This window comes from Pseudomonas sp. P8_229, from assembly GCF_034008635.1.
Lineage (GTDB): Bacteria > Pseudomonadota > Gammaproteobacteria > Pseudomonadales > Pseudomonadaceae > Aquipseudomonas.
Window position 1 is genome coordinate 2,789,013 of the sequence record NZ_CP125378.1, and the last position, 18,768, is coordinate 2,807,780.

Consider the following 18,768-nt stretch of genomic DNA (forward strand, 5'->3'; position numbering starts at 1 on the left):
TTAACCACGAACGACTTCTCAAGTAGCAAATGCAGTGTTGCTATAAAGGAGGGGACAGATTTATTTATGTAGCAAAAAGATGGGCGAATATATCAAAATAGAACAAATAGATCCGCCCACTTTTTACTCTAGCTACTATCTCGACTCACCTTCATACAGCTTCGTTTCCGGATTAAAGCGCCAAACATGAGGGGTAATTAATGGCTTACCATCTCTGTGCATTATTTGGTCTTGCTTATCTCTATTATATGAAAATATTTTGATATCTTTATATAGACTGCTCTCTGGGTGCGTACTCAAAACCTCTACATCTGCAAAGTAGTCACCACCAACATTTCTGAGAAATCCTCGACACTGGATAAAAAAATTGTAGGTGAAATCACCACTAGACCCCGCACTAGAATATGAAAGGAAAATATAATCCTTTATTCCATCACCATTTAGGTCTTCGTTGTATACAACTTTTCCTTCTTCGACTGAAAATTCATCACCGGCAACTCGCGAAATCATATCGGTTGTGCGCGAGTCCTCAGTCCATTGTGATAAAAAATGCTTAGGTCCTTCTGTTGGGTAGCAGACATCCACAGGGGCCGCTTGAACAGCTGTAGCGAAAAAAGCAAGAGCAAAAAAATACTTCACATTAACTCTCCAGAACAAATGTATTTCGTGCGATTCTAACCGAGCCTTGAGCTTCACTTGCGCCAAAACCTATAGCACCGGTAATCGTATCGTTCAACGCCTCTAAAGCTGTATACAGCTTTTCAGTTAACGCCGATTCGTGTGCATCTCCCCAACTCGCAATCGGTAGCTGCCAATTTATTCCTGTGGAACCATTTATTGTTCCTTGAAGAACTGCATTAAGCCTGTTGTTTGGTGGTGCGCCAACAATATGAGCAGGACGCCAAACGTGCCAACGAAGAAGTATTGCCACAGCCTTTTCCGAAGTGTAAATTTTGCCTATCGTGCTATTAATCGTTGCACCTCCAACTTGAAATCCAATTGGATCAGTCAACATCTCTTTCAGCCGAAGCTTAGCCATGGACCACATTGTAGATCTATATCCTGGAATAGTTCTTGCCGCCATGCTAAGACGATTAAACCAGTGCCATGTTTTTAAATAATGCGCCTCGTCCTGCGAAGTGCCTAGCGCAGTAAATTCGCTATCCGCATGAGTCGCTTGGGAAACCGCATATGTATCGTTAGTAAGTTTTACCCAGCCAGCGTAGGTCATAGTATTCGTATCATACAGAGTTGGATTACCCCATTCCTTCGCAGGATACAAACCGAAGTTTTCAAACACCTTTTTGAAAATTTCAGGATTGCGATTTTTTAGATACGCCATGAACCCAACAAACTCACCTATTCCATATGCGCCTGCTCCAAAATTCCCCATAGTCCAATGACATGGACCACCAGAAATAAGAGCGTTATCCCAAGCGTTGAGTACATCAAAACGTCCAAAACACTCAGCTTCCGCAACCACCCTTATCGTTCGATAAGTTGATAGGGTTGAGCTATTAATTTGCGTCGGATTTACAGGTGATCCAGTAATTTTTTCTACAGTCATTGCAGTCTGGGATGACCAACTATGTGCTTTCCCAGCATTCGGACCGCCATATGTACCACTCTGATAGTAACCCACGGCATGGTATTCGGTCTGAGCGCGACCTTCAGGGAAAGTAAAATAATCACTGAAGTCACGCATTACGACTCTCGGATTTCCTTCGGTAAAACTATCGTGAGCCCATATATTGCAACCTTTAGGGGCCAAATCAACTCTAGCCCCGGCAGTTATTTTCCAGGCTTCAAAGACAACCGGGCATCTATAGTCATTGCTAAGCCAATGCTCAATCGCAGCTCTAGTTTTTTGATTTACCACGCCACTTATCGGACCAGTATATTTTGCTGCATTGGCTACTGACTTAAGGCTATCAACATAATATGTGGCAGGACCAACCGTAGACCCACTTACAGCGGGTGACTTTCCCGCTTTTGCAACAATACCTGCCGAGCTGTCGTAGTAAACGTCCAAATTATTTATTCGTACCGGGGAGCCTGCCTGATCCAGCAGTAGCTGACCTTTCTTCTCGTCCCTCACACATGCAATTTGTGTCATTGAAGCATAAATCTGGAATTCCCGAACGGCCCATTCGGTTCTAGAGCCAAAATCTCCAGTAGGCTTTCCGACAACAGAAAACCCCAAACTAATCAGGTCCTCTTGAAGCTTTCTAACATGCTCCGGCACTGCTAAAGCCGCACTAGTACCTGAGGCAGCTACTGCTGTTTCGGCACTGGTGATCGTAACTGGAGGATTATTGACCCCTCCCCATCGCGGAGGTGTGTTCTGCGCTGGCTTACCATCGTGATCTTTACGACAAAGATCAAAATCCCCATAAATCATTGCTTACTCCCTTACGCAATATGTTGTTCTTCTAGCCGCTTAACATCGCTGGAAGAAAGATAATCTTTATCTGCCAACTCACATGATCGGTGAAAGCAACGAGTGGCATACCTTGTTTTCGGCCCATTATCGCCGTCGACTTTTCCATCGTAAAAACCGAGATTCTTGAGACGAGACTGTAGACCTTTGACATCAGAAGTCTCCGATTGGGCCTTCAAATCCAATTCCCATATCCACGGTTGCGACTCCGTGCCAAAAGGATAGAAAGTAAGCTTGCCCTTTTTCGCATCAGGCGGAACAGGCTGATCAACAAACCCATCACCAGATGTTGTGCCTTTATAGGTCACCCCGTCCACTTCCAGCGTATAGGGTTGTCCAGCAATCCCCTTTTTGTCATAGGGACGCTTCATCTGAATACGGAAGCTCTTTTTCTCGGATACTGGCGGAGGAGGAGGCACCGCATTCCCCAACGCCTGATCCATCAAACTCCCCGCCTTATCCTTATCCGCCGCCCCCGGCAGCACCGGCGGTTTAATCCCGATGCCAGTCCCCGATCCCGCAGAACCACCCGCATTGATCTTGATCACCGGCCCAACCACCGTAACCCCACCGCCATCGAGCTTGATAAAGCTCCCCCCCCCAAGAATGGTCAGCTCCGACCCCGCCTCAATAACGATCTTGTCCCCAGCCTTGAGGTGAATTTCTTTCCCCACGCTGGTCAGTTGCGCAGTCCCCAACTTCACATGCTGGTTCTGCCCAATCGTGAGGTGATCATCCAGCTTCGCTTCAATCTTGCGGTCGGAAATCGTGGTGCGGTGTTCCTCAGCCTTCAGCTCGGTATAGGTGTTCTTAACCACCGTGTCATGACGTTCATTACCGACCCGAATCTTCTGGTCATGCTCAACGTTTTCATCCCAATCCCGCTGCGCATGAATGTAGATCTGCTCCGCACCTTTCTTGTCTTCAATGCGCAGTTCGTTGTAGCCGCCACCACCCGGCGAGCTAAGCGTTTTGAACACACTGCGAGTCTTGTTCGCCGGCAATGCGTACGGCACCGGGTTTTCCTTGTGGTACAGGCAGCCGGTCACCAGCGGTTGGTCGGGGTCGCCTTCGAGGAAGGTGACGAGGACTTCCATGCCGATGCGCGGGATGCTGATCGCGCCGTAACGGTCGCCGGCCCAGGAGCTGGAGACGCGCAGCCAGCAGCTGGTTTTGTCGTCGGCGAGGCCTTCCCGGTCCCAGTGGAATTGCACTTTGATGCGGCCGTATTGGTCGCAGTGGATTTCTTCGCCTTTGGGGCCGGTGACCATGGCGGTCTGGCTGCCGAGCACGCGCGGTTTCGGGTGTTCGAGGGCTGGGCGGTAGAACACGTCCCACGGGGTGGCGAGGAAGGTGTTGCGGTAGCCTTGGTGAAAGTCGTCCTTGTTGTCGGTGGTGTCGCTGGTCACGCCTTCTTCGAGGACTTGCGGCTGTTTGCCTTCGTGGAAGATTTCGGTGAGCAGCCACAGGTCGTTCCACTCGCTGCGCGGGTGGTCGGACATTTCCATGAAGTGGCCGCTGACCAGTTTGGTCTGGTCGCCACGACCTTCGGCCTGGCGGTAGTCGGCGCGGTGGCGTTCGAGGGCGCGCTGGCTGAGGAACTTGCCGCGCGCGCGGTCGATGAAGCGGCCCGGGTAGTCGTAGTCTTCGAGATCCGGTTCGGCGTCTTTGCTATCGAGAGCGCCATCGGGCTTGTACGCCGCTTCCATTTGCAGGCGCGGTTTTTCGAAGTCGTAGTCACGGCGCGTGGTGCGGCTGGTGCGGGTTTCCAGGCGCAGCTTGAAGCCTTTGATCACCGGTTCTTCGGCGACCATGCCACTGCCCTGCACATAAGCGGTTGGCTGGCCGAGTTTCTGGAACACGGTCTGGTCGTCGCCGAACACCAGCAGGTGGCCTTTGTCGCTGTGCTGGAAGTGGTAGTGAATGCCTTCCTCTTCGCACAGGCGCTGGACGAAGTGCAGGTCGGTTTCGTCGTACTGCACGCAGTAATCGCGATCCGGGCACGGCTGACTGAGCTGGAAGCTGTAGGCGTTGCCCTTGATCCCGTGTTCGTCGAGGATCAGCGCGATGATTTTCGGCGCCGACATCTGCTGGTAGATGCGCTGGTTGGTGCGGTGATGCAGGTATTGCAGTTGCGGAACCAGCGAGACTTTGTAGCGGGTCAGGCGCTTGCCGGCATCGCCCTGGGCGACGCGGTAGATCTGGCCGTGGATGCCCGAGCCCTGTGGATCGAACGCGAGAAACGCCTGCTTGTGCAGGAGTTTTTCCAGGTCCAGATCGGGGTTTTCGCTGACCAGTTCGAGGTCGAAGCGAAACGGCTGGCTGATGCCTTCGGTGCCGGTGAACGACAGCACTTGCAGGTCGCCCACGTAGTCTTCGACCTTGAGGCTGAAGTGGGTTTCGTTAGCTGGGTTGAACATAAAGCGCTCCCTGTTCGAATGTCGTCCGTTACGCCCGAAGTCGCAACCGTTGCAGCCAGGACGAAGTGGCGCCCAAGGCGTCACGCAATTGGTCGGCAGTGATGGTGCGCTCTGCCGCATTGAAGCTCAGCGCAGTTTTCAGCGCTGGCCAGCCGTGTTTTGGCAGGTTCGCCGGGGCTTGCAGCTCGCGCTCCAGGTGCTCATCGCGGGCCTGGGTCGAGGGCAAGCGGCGGAACGGGTGTTTGCCGCTCGCCAGTTCATAAATCACGCAGGCCACGCCGTACACGTCCGCGCTGGCCGACAACGGTTGGCCCTCAAGCAGTTCGGGGGCAGCGTAGCCCGGGGTCCAGGCGTTGAAACGCTCGCGGCTCAGGTGCGGCAGGCCGGGCAACACGCCTTCGTCTGCCTGGCCGAGACCGAAGTCGAACAGGCGCAGGCCGTCCTCGCTGAGCATGACGTTGCTTGGCTTCATGTCACCGTGCAGCACGCCGCGACGGTGGGCGTAGGCCAGCGTATCGAGCAGCGGCAGCGCGATGTCGCGCGTTTCTTTCCACGGCAGGCCGAGGGGCCGCTCGCAGAGCAATTTGTCCAGGGTCAGGCCACGCATGTATTCCATGGTGATGAAAGCCCGCTGGCAGTCGGTATCGACTTCAAAGGTGTGTGCACGCACGACGTTGTCGTGGCGCAGGCGTCGGATCAGGGCGAACTCGCTGTAGAGCAAGGCACTGGCGTCCGGCGATTCGGCAAATTCTTCGCTGAGGATTTTCAGCGCAATGTAAGGATCGGGATCACCGAACTGCTCGTGCAGCAGGTCCCGCGCCCGGTAGACGGCACCCATGCCGCCCGCCCCGAGCAGACGCTCGAGGTGGTAGCGGCCGGCGAGTACGTCCGGCAGTGCACCGATGCTGGCCTTGGTTGGCGCCAGCAACGGCTCTGCCTTGTTTGCCTTGGCGAAGGCGAAGTAGGTCAGGTTGTTGGCCTGCTCTTCGCTCATCAGCAAGTCATCGACTGACGATTCGATTTCAGTCATTGGCGGATCACCACGGCAGTCAGGTTGTCCCGGGCGGCGCCACGCAGGGCGCCGTCGAACAGACGTTCCAGCGCCACGTGCGGCGCGCTGAGGCTGAGGGCATTGCCAAGGGCATCGCTGCTCAGGCCCTGATACAAACCATCGCTGCACAACAAGAACGCATCGCCCGGATAGACCTCGAGTTCGAGGACATCCAGGGTCAGTTGTTCAGCCGCGCCGACGGCTCGGGTCAAGGCCTGAGCCGCCGGATGCGCTGCGGCCTGTTCGACGCTCATCTGTTGCTCGTCGATCAGTTGCTGTTGCAGCGAATGGTCCTTGGACAGCTGATACAACCGCTGCCCGCGCCACATATAGCAACGGCTGTCGCCGGCCCAGATGCAGGCCGCGCGATTGCCTTCCACCAGCAGCGCCACGACGGTGCTGCCCATGATGCTGTCGTGACGCCCGGCGGTGACCGTCAACTCTTGCCCCAAACGCCGGTTCAGCCAGTGCAGGCACTGGCGGATGGCTTTGAGGCGTTCGTCGAAGTCCTCGTGCTGCGGCAGTTCAGCCAGGCTGGCGACGATCAACTGGCTGGCGATGTCGCCACCCTGATGACCGCCCATGCCGTCCGCGACCACCCACAGCCCCTGCTGTGGCGAGTCGAGGAAAGCATCTTCGTTGCGCGCCCGCACCTTGCCCGGGTCGGTACGCGCCGCGCTGCGCCAGGGACTGGCCACCAGCATCAGAGCTGCACCGGCATACGGAAGGTGCGCAGCACGCCCATGTCGAACGGGTTCGGCGTGCGCTGGCTGGTCAGCAGGTAGTTGGCGCGCAGGCCACCTACGTCGGCTTTCAGCACCAGCACGTCGCGACCGGTCAGGTACTCGGTCTGCATCAGGTCGAACAGACGGAACAGCGACCATGGGCCGGAGTTCTTCTCGATGCCGATCGGACGACCCGCCATCTTGTCCATGACCAGACTGGTACGACCATCTTCAGCATCGGTCGGCCACTTGAACGTCATTGGCAGAATCGGACCGTGGCGGTATTCCATGGTCTTGTCGCCGAACTTGAACTCGGAACGGCTGACGGCCGGGTCGAGGGTGTACGGCTCCAGCTTGAACTGCACGGTCGGCTCGGCCGGGTTGATCGAGAAGAAGCTCTGACGAATCGTCAGGGCTGCCGCCATCTGGTCGAGATACATCTTCGACACCGGCAGGCTGTGACCGTCGACACTGCGCATCCGGTAGTTGCCCGGATCACCGCTGACGAACGGACGCATGTAGCTGTCGAAGAAGCGGTCGACGGTGCCTTGAGCCCGGAAGAACTCGCGGAAGTCGCTGATCGCCACGTCGCTGGTGCTGCTGGCGCTGAACGGATAGCGCTTGCTGATGGTCTTGCCATACACGCTGTACAGCTCGTTCTGATAACGGCCGTTCAGGTATTGGTAGGCATCGTTGAGCACCAGGCGCCACGAGTCTTCGGCCAGTACGTTGAACCACACGCTCAGTGGACGCGGCAGGCGACCCGAGGCAGCACGCAGATTGGTCAGCGCATCACGCTGGCCGCTCATGCGGGTTTTCGCCAGTTCGAACGCAGCTTGTTCCGGCGTACTGGAACGAGCCAGACCGGACAGTTGCAGTTGCAGGTCGTTGAGCGCGCTGAGGGCCGGGGTCAGGTCAGCGGCCGGGCCGTTGTTGTCATCGAGCAAACGGTGTAGCGGCTCGAAACGGCGTTGCAGCGATTTCTTCGCGGTGTCCGGCAGGTTCTTCGCCACGTTCATCGCCGAAGCCTTGTCCGCGACAGCCGAGGCCAGTTTGCCGACCTTGCCCAGTTTGCCCTTCTGCCCTGCCAGCGCATCAGCGGCATCACCGGCTTCATCCACCGGATCGGCAGCGGCCGGGAAGCGCGTGTTCTCGCGCACTTCGGTGAGCAATGCCAGCACCGGCGAGTTGGCCGAGGTCAGGCCCGCCAGTTGCTCGGCGCCTTCACCGGCGTCGCTGATCGGCGGCAAGGCCACCTGGCCAACGGCCTCGCTCCAGTAGTTGGCGTAGTCACGGAAGTACAGCTGCTCCAACTCGACCATCAGGCGACGCAAGTCCATGTCGCTGATGCCCGCACCTTCGCCCAGCACCCAGTTGTCACGCAGGATGTCGGTGACCAGCGCCGAACCCTGCACCGAGAAGTACTGCTGATAACCGGTTTGCGTGTAGAAACCCGGGATCACGTATTCGGTGCCGATGAACAGCGAGCCTTGCGGGCCGAGGTGTTGGCTGAAACGGTATTCCGGCAGGTTGCGCGCTTGCTCGCGGAGCATGCGGTAGACCACGGTGGCCAGCGATTCGGAACGCAGAACCTGACGCGCCTGAGTCACCAGCTGATCGTTCAGCGGGTAGATGAACGGCTGCTTCAGCAGGCGCTCGAGGTGGGTGTTCAGACCGTTCTGCACCGCGGTGTTGCCGGTGTAGCGCTGCGACCAGTCAGTGGCGACCCAGTCCTTGAGCCACGCCGCATCGCGACGGTCCTTCATGTTCAGCATCAGGTACGCACGCAGGCTGTTGAGCAGCTTTTCGCGGTCCTTCATGTTGGCGCGGATCTGCCCTTCGAGCAGGGTCGCGACCCGTGGCAGCAGTTGCGCTTCGAGCTCGTGCTCGTAGGCTTGCCTGACCACCGGATTGACGTCTTCGCCCTGATACAGACCGCCGCGTTCGTGGTACGAGACGTCGCCTTTTTTCGGGAACACCTGAGTCGCGGCGTAGCTGGTGTCGAGGGTTTTCAGCACGCCCATCGCGTCATCACGCGGGGTCAGCGCCGAACGCTGCTGAGTCCAGTTCTGCGCCAGTGTGCGCAGGTTTTCCAGACGCTCGTAGTTGGCCGAGAAACCACCGGCCCAGAGCATGCCGAACAGGGCCAGTGCCGCCAGTGCGCCAACGTACAACGCACGCTGGCCCCAATGGATGCGGCTGCGCTCGCGCTTGTCGAGGCCGGCCAGATCCGATTCCGGGAAAATCACCCGGCTGAACAGATGATGGATGAAGCGCGAACGGCCACTGCGCAGAGTTGGCAGCACGCCGGCGCTCATGCCCAGGCTGGCGCCGATGCCGGCGGTGGTCGCGTCCATTTCCTGAGTCAGGTGCGGGGCGCTGGTCAGGTAGAAACCACGCAGCAACGTCGCACGCTGGTAACGGTTGCCAGTGAACGCCATGTCGACGAACAGGCACAGACGCTCGCCGATCTGCCCCAGTTGATGCGGGAAGTCGAGGATGCGGCCACGGCGCTGGGTATCGCGCTCGGAGTGCATGCGCATGATCACCTGATTGTTCAGGCGACGCAGCAGCTCTTCGAACTCGCTGCGCAGTACAGCGACGTCGGTGCCGAGCTGGTCCTTGCGGAAGCTGGTACCCAGCACCTGATCGCTTTCTTCGCGGGTCAGTTGATCGAAGAACTCGTCGAAACCGAGCAGCTTGTCAGCCTTGCTCAGCACCAGATACACCGGTACGTCGACGTGCAGTTTCTGATAGACGTCTTGCAGGCGACCGCGTACCTGGCGCGCCAGGGTGTCGATGTCCTGCTCGCTGCCACCGATCAGGGACTCCACCGGAATGGTCACCAGCACGCCGTTCAACGGACGCCCGCGACGACGCTTGCGCAACAGCTCGAGCAAGGTGGTCCAGGCACTGCCGTCGACTTCCGCGTCCGGTTGCGTGGTGTAGCGCCCGGCGGTGTCGATCAGCACACCGTGGTCGGCGAAGTACCAGTCGCAATGACGGGTGCCGAGGGTGTCGCGGGTCAGCTTGCGGTCGATCTTGTTGATCGGGAACTCGAGCCCGGAGAAGTCCAGCAAGCTGGTCTTGCCAGAGGTCTGCGGACCGATCAGCAGGTACCATGGCAAGTCGTTGCGCCAGCGTTCGCTGCGGCCACGATACAGGCTCGAGGTCTTCAGGGTTTTCAGCGCGTCCTTGAAGCGCGCCTTCAACTCTTTCTGCTCTTCTTCGATCAACTCGTCACGACGGATGCGATCCTGGCCGTCTTCGGTTTCTTCGACGGCTTTCTTGCGGACGCCCGCACGCCAGCTGACGAAGACCATGGTCAGGCCCCAGATCAGGAACAGCACGCTGATGGTCAGCAGACGCGAGGTCGCGCTTTCCCAGAACTTGTAGTCATCCACCGCCAACAACGGGCCCACGAACCACACCAGCAGCGCCACGAACAGCACCAGCAGCAGGGTCCAGACCCAGGTCTGGCGCAGGAAGGCGCCGACTTTCTTGAAAAACTTTTTCATCACACGTCCCTGTTACGGCTGCGACTGCGGTTGGACCGCGGCCGGATCAAGCGGCTGATATGGTTGCAGAACAGTGTCGCGCTGCTCGCCCAGGACCCAGGCGAAACCCGAATACATCACCACCAGGCAGACCAAAGTGAACAGCACCACCATCCACGCCGGCACGATGCGCACCAGGTTGCGGCGCTGATCGTTGAGGCCTTCCCAGTGCGGCGACAATTCGCGCGGCACGTCGCCACGCAACTGACGGATCTGCCGGTACAAGGCGTCGCGGATGCCTTCGAGCTCGAGCATGCCACGCGCTTGCACGCGGTACTTGCCCTCGAAACCGAGGGACAGGCACAGATACATCAGCTCGAGCATCGGCAGGTGCTTGACCGGGTTCTTCGACAGGCGATCGAGCAGTTGGAAGAACTTCTCACCACCGAAGGTTTCGTTGTGGAAGCTGCTGAGCAGGCTCATCTGCGACCACTCGCTTTCGTTGCCCCACGGCGTGGTCACGACGGCTTCGTCGACCACGGTGCAGAGCACGTAACGGGCAGCCATCACCTGGCTGCTTTCGGCGCCGTTGTGCAAGGCGCGCACTTCAAACAGCTTGAGCCCGGCAGTCAAGCGCTCGTTGAGCGCGTAGAGGTCTTCGCGGGTTTCGCTGTGCTTGAGACGCACCACTTCCGAAAGCAGTTCGGACGACGCCGCCACCAGCGAATTGAGGCTGATGTTGAAGGCCTCCGCCGGGCGCAGGCGCGCGGCGTAGATCATCCGTTCTTCCAGTTGCTCGAAGCGCGGCGGCGCGGCGAAGTCGGTCAGCGGACTCGCTGCCGGTCCGTGGCCCTGACGATCGAGCAGGACGGTTTTGTCGTCCTGGTTGTAATCCGTTTCCTTGATCATGGCGGTCAGTTCCTGATGGCCCAGAATTTCAGTTCAAGCTCGGCGAATTCGCCGGACACGTGGAACGCGAAGCCGCCGGAGCGCTCGAGTTGCGCCAGGTCTTCGGAACTGAGTTCGAGGATGAAGTAGGTTTTGTTCGAGTGGAACGCGATCTGCCGCGGGGCCACGGGCAAGGGTTTGACCTTGATCCCCGGCAAGTGCAGGTTGACCAGTTGGCGGATGCGCTCCACCGGGCCGACCTTGAGGTGCGCCGGCAAGCGGTGGCGCAGTTCTTCGGAGTCGCAGTTGGCACTCGCCGCCAGCACGAACGATGCCGAGCCGAGCAGTTTGTGGTCGTGCAACGGCGACACGATGATGCCGTACTGACGCGCCTGCAGGATCAGTTCGATGGCGTGCTGTTCCAGCACCATCGACAACACCTGACGAATCGCTTCCATCAGTTTGCGGAAGCTCGCGCCCTGGTCGGCGTGGGAGTAGCGGCTGTCCAGGCGCGGGCGCTTGCTGTCGCTGGAAAAAGTCGCCAGATCGCCGAGCATGGTCAGCAGCGTGCGGTACAACTCTTCCGGGTGCACCTGCTCCAGACCGAGGTAGTGGCGCAGCAGCAGTTCGGTGCGGTTGATCAGTTGCAGCATCATGAAGTCGCCAACCTCCGCACCACCGACCTTGCCGTTGGAGCGAATCCGCTCGGCAATCGTGTCACCCCGGTGGTTGAGCATGCTGATGACTTCTTTGAGGCACGACAGCAGATAGCTGGACGCGTGGGCCTGAATGTAGGTCGGCACGAAATCCGGGTCGAGGCTGATCACGCCGTCCGGCGTGGTGTCGAGCACATCGCAGATCTTCAGCTTCACGTAGGCCTGATCACTCTGCTGCTCGCCGAGCAACAGTTTGAAGTCCGGGCGGCCGCAGCTGACCTGGCTGGCGGAATCGTCGCCGGCGTTGGAGTCGGCCACTTCGGCGTCATACGCGGTGTAACGCGCCAGCACGTCGGACTGCTCCGGACGGCGCGCTTCGATGTGGTTACCGGTGACCAACGGCAGCGCCAGGTAAATCGGCGTGTTGCCGGTATTCGGTGGTACGTCCAGCGCCAGCGGCTCGGTGTTACCACCGAGTTCGAACAGGCTGCCGTCCGGCAGAATCCCCGAGGCGGCACTGATCACCAGTTTGCCCATGTTGAGGAACTGCAGGTCGATCTCCAGATTGAGGAAACCCCAGGTGTAGCCACCCAGCAACTGGGTGCGGGTTTTCATCTGGTGATCGTAATAGCGATCGTTGTGCTGGAAGTGCTGCGGACGCAGCAACATGCCTTCCTGCCAAATGACTTTATGGGTATTCATGTTCAGTCATCCGCCTTGGCGAGCGCTTCATGGGTGTTGCGGATACCGGCCTGATCCAGGGTCAGATCGGCATCGGTCAGCTCCAGCGGAGTGACCTGCACGGTGTAGCGCCACTTGGTTTCCGGCAGATCACGGTACGCGGCGAGAACGCCGACGTAGCGGCTGCCCTCCTCCACGCTGAGCTTCATCTCCACTGTTTCACCCGGGCGCAGTTCGAGTTCTTCGCTGGCCACCAGATCCGGGTTGAGGGATTCCTTGGCGCGCTCGTAGAGGCTGAAAAAATCAGCGTTCTCGAAGGTCACCGGGTGCTTGAGTTCGAACAGGCGTACCACGATCGGCGAAGGACGGCCGTTGAGGTCCGGGTTGAGCTGATCGCTGCCGGTCAGCTTCAGGTTGATCTTGGTCACTTTCGAGTACGGCGACAGCGACGAGCAACCGGCGAGCAGCACCAGCACGGTGAGCGCAGTCAGCGTCTTGAAAAAAGCGGTCGAGCGGCGAGACATGCGCATCATCCTTGGTGGTCGGTGTGGAGGGTGGAGATCAGGCGGATCTGTTCTTCATAGGCCTGGGCGAAATCGCGGGCCAGCAGACGCTCGCTCCAGTCATCGTCCTGACGCAGTGCCTGGTGGTAACGGCCGAACGCTCTCCAGCGCCCGCCCGACGTGGCGATCAACGGCTTGTTGTCGCGCTCGAAACGCAGGGTCAGTTGTTCCGGCGAGAAGTGCTCCAGAGTGCCGCGCACGGCGGCGCGGCTGGCGGTGAGCAAGGCCACCTGATGCGCCTGCAGATCGCGGAACGCACGGGAGATCGCCTGATCGGCCGGCAGGTGCCCGGGCTTGTGCGGCTGCAACAGAATCTCCAGCGCTTCGCTCGGATCGACGGCGAATTTCAGCGGGTTCTTGTTGGTACCTTGCACGGTGGTCTGGGCCAGACGCAGCTCGTTTTTCAGCTCCGAACGGGTGCGCAGGCTCTGCTGCAAACCGCCGATGCTCTGCCGCAGCAGACGCGCAGCGTTCAGCGCCAACGCTTCGCGCTCGTCGTGGCCGAGGCCTTTGAGATCCACGCCCAGCGCCGCACCGAAATACTCCCAGAACCCTTCGCTCTGACGCTCGACGGCTTTCGGGGCCGGAGCTGGCTCGGGTTCAACCGGTGCGATCAGCTCCGGCACCATCAGGCTTTCCATGTCGATGCGCGCATAGTCGGCACGCTGACGGGAATCCTCGGGCTTGGAGGTCGGGGCCAACAGCTCGTCGATTTCCGAATAGACGCGCTCTTGCTGTTCGATCGCATTCAACGGATCAAGATCGAGAAACGCGTCGTCCGGAATGATGCTGCCGGCGGCACGCGGACGGCCGACTTCACCATCGAAGGTCGCCGGGTCACGCACCAGTCGCGCGCGAATTTCGAAGTCGCCGAGCACGTAGGTGCTGCCGTGCTCGATGCGCACCGGTTCGCCCTTGTGCAGGCGTGCGCCGCTGTCGCCGTCCTGAACCCCGTTGCTGCTGGTGTCGGTCAGGAAAAACATGCCCTCGCGGTAGCTGACAATCGCGTGGTGGTTGGACAGGTGACGCTTGCGGTCAGGGATGATCCAGTCGCAGTCCTCGCCCCGCCCGATCACGCCACCAGCCTGTTTGAAGGTCTTCTGGCACAACTCGGTGGGCACGAACTGCTTGGTGTTCAGCATTTCGAAAACCAATTCCATGTTTGATGCTCCTTGCGGTCACTTGCCGCGATTGACCGCTTGCGGATCACCCAACGGGCGATAGTCGTTGTCGTTGAATTTGTAATTGCCGCTGCAGCCGCCAAGGCCGCATAGAACGACGAGGGTCAGCAGGACGGCGTGCCAGTGACGAACAGACATCAGAGGGTCTCCAGGGGTAGACAAAGCACAAAGCGCCGACCCTTTCGGGCGGCGCTGAAATTAATTCTTTGGGTGGTCTCGAAGGCTCTACATCGGGGCCTTCGAGCCAACACAAGGGGTACACCGATCCCCTGTGGCGAGGGGACTTGTCCCCGATGGGGTGCGAAGCGCCCCCAAAACAAGCTATCCGGATTTCCCAGACAAACCGTGGTGGTCGGATTACGACTGCTGCGCAGCCGATCGGGGACAAGTTCCCTCACCACAGGGAGCTCAACAACCACAGGTAATTGGCTGGCCACAGAGGAGGCGCCTGCTCCAGAAAACATCCCTAGATCAACCATCGAAATCACCCAGGTTGATGTTCAGACGACCGAGGCGGTACAGCAGGGTGCGGCGCGGCAAGCCCAGTTCGCGGGCGGCGAGGGTCTGGTTACCGTCATTTTTGCGCAGGCAATCGAGCAACAGCGTGCGCTCGACCTTTTCCAGGCGTTCGCGCAGATTCAGGCCGCTGTGGTCTTCGGGCATCGGCTCCATGCGCAGGGAAAAATGTTCGGCCAGCAACTCGCCGCCTTCGCACAACAGCACCGCGCGCTCGACCAGCGCCTTGAGTTCCCGCACGTTGCCGGGGAAGGTGTAACCGGACAGATGTTCAAGCGCCGCGTCGGACCAGCGCACCGGATCACGTTGCAGGTACGCGCAGGCCTTTTCGGCAAAGTGCCGGGCCAGGTCGAGGATGTCGCCTTCGCGCTGACGCAGGGCCGGCAACTCGATCGGGAATTGCGCCAGGCGGTAGTACAAGTCCTCGCGGAACTTGCCTTCGCTGACCAGCACTGCCAGGTCGCGGTGCGTCGCGGCGATGATGCGCACGTCGATCTTGTGGGTGTCGTTGGAGCCCAGCGGACGGATCTCGCCTTCCTGCAACACACGCAGAATCTTCGCCTGCAACGACAGCGGCATGTCGCCGATTTCATCCAGCAACAACGTGCCGCCATTGGCCGCATCGAACAGCCCGGCGCGATCGCGATCAGCGCCGGTAAAGGCGCCTTTGCGGTAGCCGAACAGCTCGCTTTCCAGCAGGTTTTCCGGGAACGCCGCGCAGTTCTGCACAATGAAGGCCTGGGAGCGACGCGGGCCACAATCGTGAATCGCCCGTGCCACGACTTCCTTGCCGGTACCGGTCTCGCCACGCAGCAACACGGTGTAGGGGCTGTGCAGGACTTTGCTGATCAACGAGTGGGTCTGGCGCATCGCCGCGCTTTTACCGATCAGGCCATAACCGTTGAGACTCGGCACGCTGCGACTCACTGGCGCCTCGACCCCGACGGGCTGACGCAGGCGTTGCAGCAGGTGCAACTGGCCGAGCACGAACGAGCCGAGCTGGCCGAGGGAATCGGCGAAACCCTGCAAGTCGACGTGACGGCGACTGGCACACAGCAGCAGGCCTTCGACCGCCTTCTGCTGATTGACCAGCGGCACGCACAGCAACGATTGCCAGGCGCCGGCGGTGGCCGGCAGGAAACTGGTTTCGTGCAGGCTGGCACCCAGATCGTCCAGGCACACCACGCGGTTCTGGCACAGGGCAAACTGCAGCAGTTGCTCACCGTTGTAGTCCGCCGGCAGGCTGGTCGTGGCGCGCGGTTGCAGCGCGCCATCGAGACACTCGGCGTTCATCCCCAGGCAGGTGTGGGTCGCATCGAGCAGGTACAACTGCGTCAATTCGCAACCGCTCAACTCGGCCAGTCCACGCACGAAGTCACCCAGCAGCGCAGCCCCGTCCGCCGCGCGCGACAGGCTGGCGAACTGCGCCAGCAAGGCTTCGGCATAAACCAGTGGCTGCGGCACTTGAGTGAACATCACACCCACCTCAGGCGAACTCGCACATCACGCTGGCGTTGCCGTCGAGCGTGGCATGCACCCGCTTGAGGCTTTCACCGGTGGCCATCGCGTCGAGCAAGCGGTCGGCCACCAACGGCAGCACGTGCTGATCGAGCAGGTGGTCGATCAGACGCGCGCCGCTGTCGCTTTGCGTGCAACGCTCGGACAGGTGATCGACGAGGTTCTGGCACCAGCTGAAATCCAGCTGACGACGGTTCAGGCGCTCGCCCAGACGACCGAGTTTGATTTCGATCAGCTCGCGCAGCACCGGACCGCCCACCGGGTAGTACGGCACCACTTTCATCCGCGCCAGCAGCGCCGGTTTGAAGTGTTTGCTCAGCACCGGGCGAATGGTCTCTTCGAGCAGTTCGGCGGTCGGGCGTGCGCCGTCTTCGCAGAGGTCGCTGATCTTGTCGCTGCCGAGGTTCGAGGTCATCAGGATCAAGGTGTTGCGGAAGTCGATCTCGCGACCTTCGCCGTCGTTGGCCACGCCCTTGTCGAAGATTTGATAGAACAGGTTGAGCACATCCGGATCAGCCTTTTCGACTTCATCGAGCAACACCACCGAGTACGGCTTCTGGCGCACCGCTTCGGTGAGCATGCCGCCCTCGCCGTAACCGACGTAGCCCGGTGGCGCACCGATCAGACGCGATACGGTGTGCTTCTCCTGGAACTCGGACATGTTGATGGTGGTGATGAAGCGGTCACCGCCGTACAGCAGGTCAGCGAGGGCCAGCGCGGTTTCGGTCTTGCCGACGCCGCTCGGGCCGACCAGCAGGAACACGCCGACCGGTGCGTCAGGCTTGTTCAGGCCGGCGGCAGTGGCGCGCATCGAACGATCCAGTGCGTGCACGGCTTGTTCCTGACCACGGATGCGCGTGCGCAGGTCAGTGGCGAAACTCGCAACCTTGGCGTTGTGCTCACGGGCCAGTTGCGCCAATGGCACGCCGGTCCAGGCACTGATCACTTCGGCGACCAGACGCGGGCAGACTTCGAAGCTGACCAGACGCTCTTTGACTTGGGCGGCGGTCAGGGCGCTGTGAGTTTCGTTGAGCTGGGCTTCCAGCGCTTCGACGCTCTGGCCTTCCTCGACCTCGGCAACGAGGGTTTCGATCACGGTGCCTTCGGCGTCTTCTTCAACGCTGAGGGTCGGCTCGACGGCAGCGGCTTCACGGGCCTTGGCCAGTTGCTGGCGCAGCTCCAGCAGGCGCTCGGCCAGTTGCTTCTGTTCAGTCCACAGGCTTTCCAGCGCGACCATTTCGCTTTCGGCTTCGTCCAGCCGCGCTTCCAGTGCGTCCAGCGCTTCGTGGTCGATCAGCAGACCGGCCTCGGCATCGCGACGCAGCGCCTGACGCTGACGACCACCTTCGGCCAGCTCGCCGCGCAGGCGCTCAAGGCTTTCCGGGGCAGCAGCGAGGCTGATACGCACCCGGGCACACGCGGTGTCGAGGACGTCGACAGCTTTGTCCGGCAGTTGGCGACCGGCCAGATAGCGGGCGGACAATTCGGCCGCCGAGACCACCGCATCATCACGCAGATAGATGCCGTGGCTCTTCTCGTAGACCTGCGCCAGACCACGGAGGATGGTCACCGCTTCGCTGACAGTCGGTTCGTGCAATTGCACCGGCTGGAAACGACGGGCCAGGGCCGGGTCTTTCTCGAAGTATTTCTTGTACTCGGCCCAGGTGGTGGCGGCGATGGTGCGCAGTTCGCCACGGGCCAGGGCCGGTTTCAGCAGGTTGGCCGCATCGGAGCCGCCGGCATTGCCGCCAGCGCCGATCAGGGTGTGGGCTTCGTCGATGAACAGAATGATCGGTTTCGGCGAGGCTTTGACTTCGTCGATCACGCCTTTGAGACGACGCTCGAACTCACCTTTGACGCTGGCGCCGGCCTGCAGCAGGCCCATGTCCAGCGACAGCAGCTCGACGCCTTTGAGCACCTGCGGCACTTCACCGGCAGCGATACGCGAGGCCAGGCCTTCGACGATGGCGGTTTTACCGACGCCGGCCTCACCGACCACGATCGGGTTGTTCTTGCGACGACGGGCGAGGATGTCGACCATCTGGCGGATCGCGCCATCGCGGCACAGCACCGGGTCGAGTTTGCCGTCGCGGGCCTGCTGGGTCAGGTTGTGGGTGAAGCGCTGCAGCAGCGATTCGCCTTGAGCGGCCGGCTTACCGTTGGCGGCTGGTTGCTCCTGTTGCGACAGGGCGAATTCTTTCAGGCGATCGATATTCAACTTGGCGAGCAGCGGCTGATAACGGCTGCCGGCATAACGCATCGGGTTGCGCAGCAGCGCGAGGATCAGCGCGGCGTCTTCGACCTGGGTCTGACCTAGTTCGAGGTTGGCCACCAGCAGCGCGTCTTGCAGCCATTGCACCAGTTCCGGGGCAAACACCGGGTTGCGCGAGGCACTGTGTTCAACGCGAGATTGCAGCGCGGCGCTCAGTTCGCCGGCGTCGACGTCTGCATCCTGCAGCGCGCGCGACAGCAAGCCGTTCGGACGCTCCAGCAGACCCAGCAGCAGGTCTTCGACGAGGATCTTGCTGCCGCCACGGGCCACGCAACGTTCGGCCGAACGTTCCAGGTCACGACGGGTTTCGGCGTCCAGCGCCTGGATGAGTTGTTGCAGGTCTACGTTGATCATGGCTCA

Annotated in this window: 13 protein-coding genes; all 13 read right to left on the minus strand. The window is 60.0% G+C overall.

Annotated features, from left to right (window positions below; all coding sequences use genetic code 11):
* Positions 1 to 135 precede the first annotated feature (135 nt).
* The 13 genes from QMK55_RS12740 to tssH all read right to left on the minus strand — a co-directional run bounded on the left by QMK55_RS12740 (position 136) and on the right by tssH (position 18,762).
* Positions 136 to 639, minus strand: coding sequence for a hypothetical protein (locus QMK55_RS12740; protein WP_320329297.1), 504 nt, complete (start codon positions 637 to 639; stop codon positions 136 to 138).
* Between the two features lies 1 nt (position 640).
* Positions 641 to 2,401: a peptidoglycan-binding domain-containing protein gene (locus QMK55_RS12745; protein ID WP_320329298.1), complete on the minus strand. Its 1,761-nt coding sequence runs from the start codon at positions 2,399 to 2,401 to the stop codon at positions 641 to 643.
* 11 nt (positions 2,402 to 2,412) lie between these two features.
* Positions 2,413 to 4,860, minus strand: a complete 2,448-nt coding sequence (gene tssI, locus QMK55_RS12750; protein ID WP_413787268.1) for a type VI secretion system tip protein TssI/VgrG — start codon at positions 4,858 to 4,860, stop codon at positions 2,413 to 2,415.
* A gap of 28 nt (positions 4,861 to 4,888) precedes the next feature.
* Positions 4,889 to 5,890: a serine/threonine-protein kinase gene (locus QMK55_RS12755; RefSeq protein ID WP_320329299.1), complete on the minus strand. Its 1,002-nt coding sequence runs from the start codon at positions 5,888 to 5,890 to the stop codon at positions 4,889 to 4,891.
* Entirely contained in the window at positions 5,887 to 6,615 is a 729-nt protein-coding gene (locus QMK55_RS12760; RefSeq protein WP_027610389.1) for a PP2C family protein-serine/threonine phosphatase, read from the minus strand. Before QMK55_RS12760 ends, QMK55_RS12755 begins: the two co-directional genes overlap by 4 nt.
* A complete protein-coding gene (gene tssM / locus QMK55_RS12765) occupies positions 6,615 to 10,154 on the minus strand; it encodes a type VI secretion system membrane subunit TssM (protein ID WP_102356302.1) in 3,540 nt (1,179 codons plus the stop codon). Before tssM ends, QMK55_RS12760 begins: the two co-directional genes overlap by 1 nt.
* Positions 10,155 to 10,166: 12 nt before the next feature.
* Positions 10,167 to 11,042: a type IVB secretion system protein IcmH/DotU gene (icmH, locus tag QMK55_RS12770; RefSeq protein ID WP_003229559.1), complete on the minus strand. Its 876-nt coding sequence runs from the start codon at positions 11,040 to 11,042 to the stop codon at positions 10,167 to 10,169.
* Between the two features lie 5 nt (positions 11,043 to 11,047).
* Complete coding sequence (gene tssK, locus QMK55_RS12775; protein ID WP_007962327.1) at positions 11,048 to 12,379, minus strand: type VI secretion system baseplate subunit TssK; 1,332 nt, start codon at positions 12,377 to 12,379, stop codon at positions 11,048 to 11,050.
* Positions 12,380 to 12,381: 2 nt separating this feature from the next.
* Positions 12,382 to 12,882 (minus strand): type VI secretion system lipoprotein TssJ, encoded by a 501-nt coding sequence (gene tssJ, locus QMK55_RS12780; protein ID WP_025112683.1) that lies wholly within the window; start codon positions 12,880 to 12,882, stop codon positions 12,382 to 12,384.
* Positions 12,883 to 12,887: 5 nt separating this feature from the next.
* The gene (gene tagH / locus QMK55_RS12785; protein WP_320329300.1) at positions 12,888 to 14,081 is read right to left on the minus strand and encodes a type VI secretion system-associated FHA domain protein TagH; all 1,194 of its coding nucleotides are present in this window, start codon (positions 14,079 to 14,081) and stop codon (positions 12,888 to 12,890) included.
* 18 nt (positions 14,082 to 14,099) lie between these two features.
* A complete protein-coding gene (locus QMK55_RS12790) occupies positions 14,100 to 14,240 on the minus strand; it encodes a hypothetical protein (RefSeq protein WP_003229566.1) in 141 nt (46 codons plus the stop codon).
* Positions 14,241 to 14,573: 333 nt separating this feature from the next.
* The gene (locus QMK55_RS12795) at positions 14,574 to 16,094 is read right to left on the minus strand and encodes a sigma-54 interaction domain-containing protein (RefSeq protein WP_102356305.1); all 1,521 of its coding nucleotides are present in this window, start codon (positions 16,092 to 16,094) and stop codon (positions 14,574 to 14,576) included.
* A gap of 10 nt (positions 16,095 to 16,104) precedes the next feature.
* Entirely contained in the window at positions 16,105 to 18,762 is a 2,658-nt protein-coding gene (gene tssH, locus QMK55_RS12800) for a type VI secretion system ATPase TssH (RefSeq protein WP_320329301.1), read from the minus strand.
* Positions 18,763 to 18,768 lie beyond the last annotated feature (6 nt).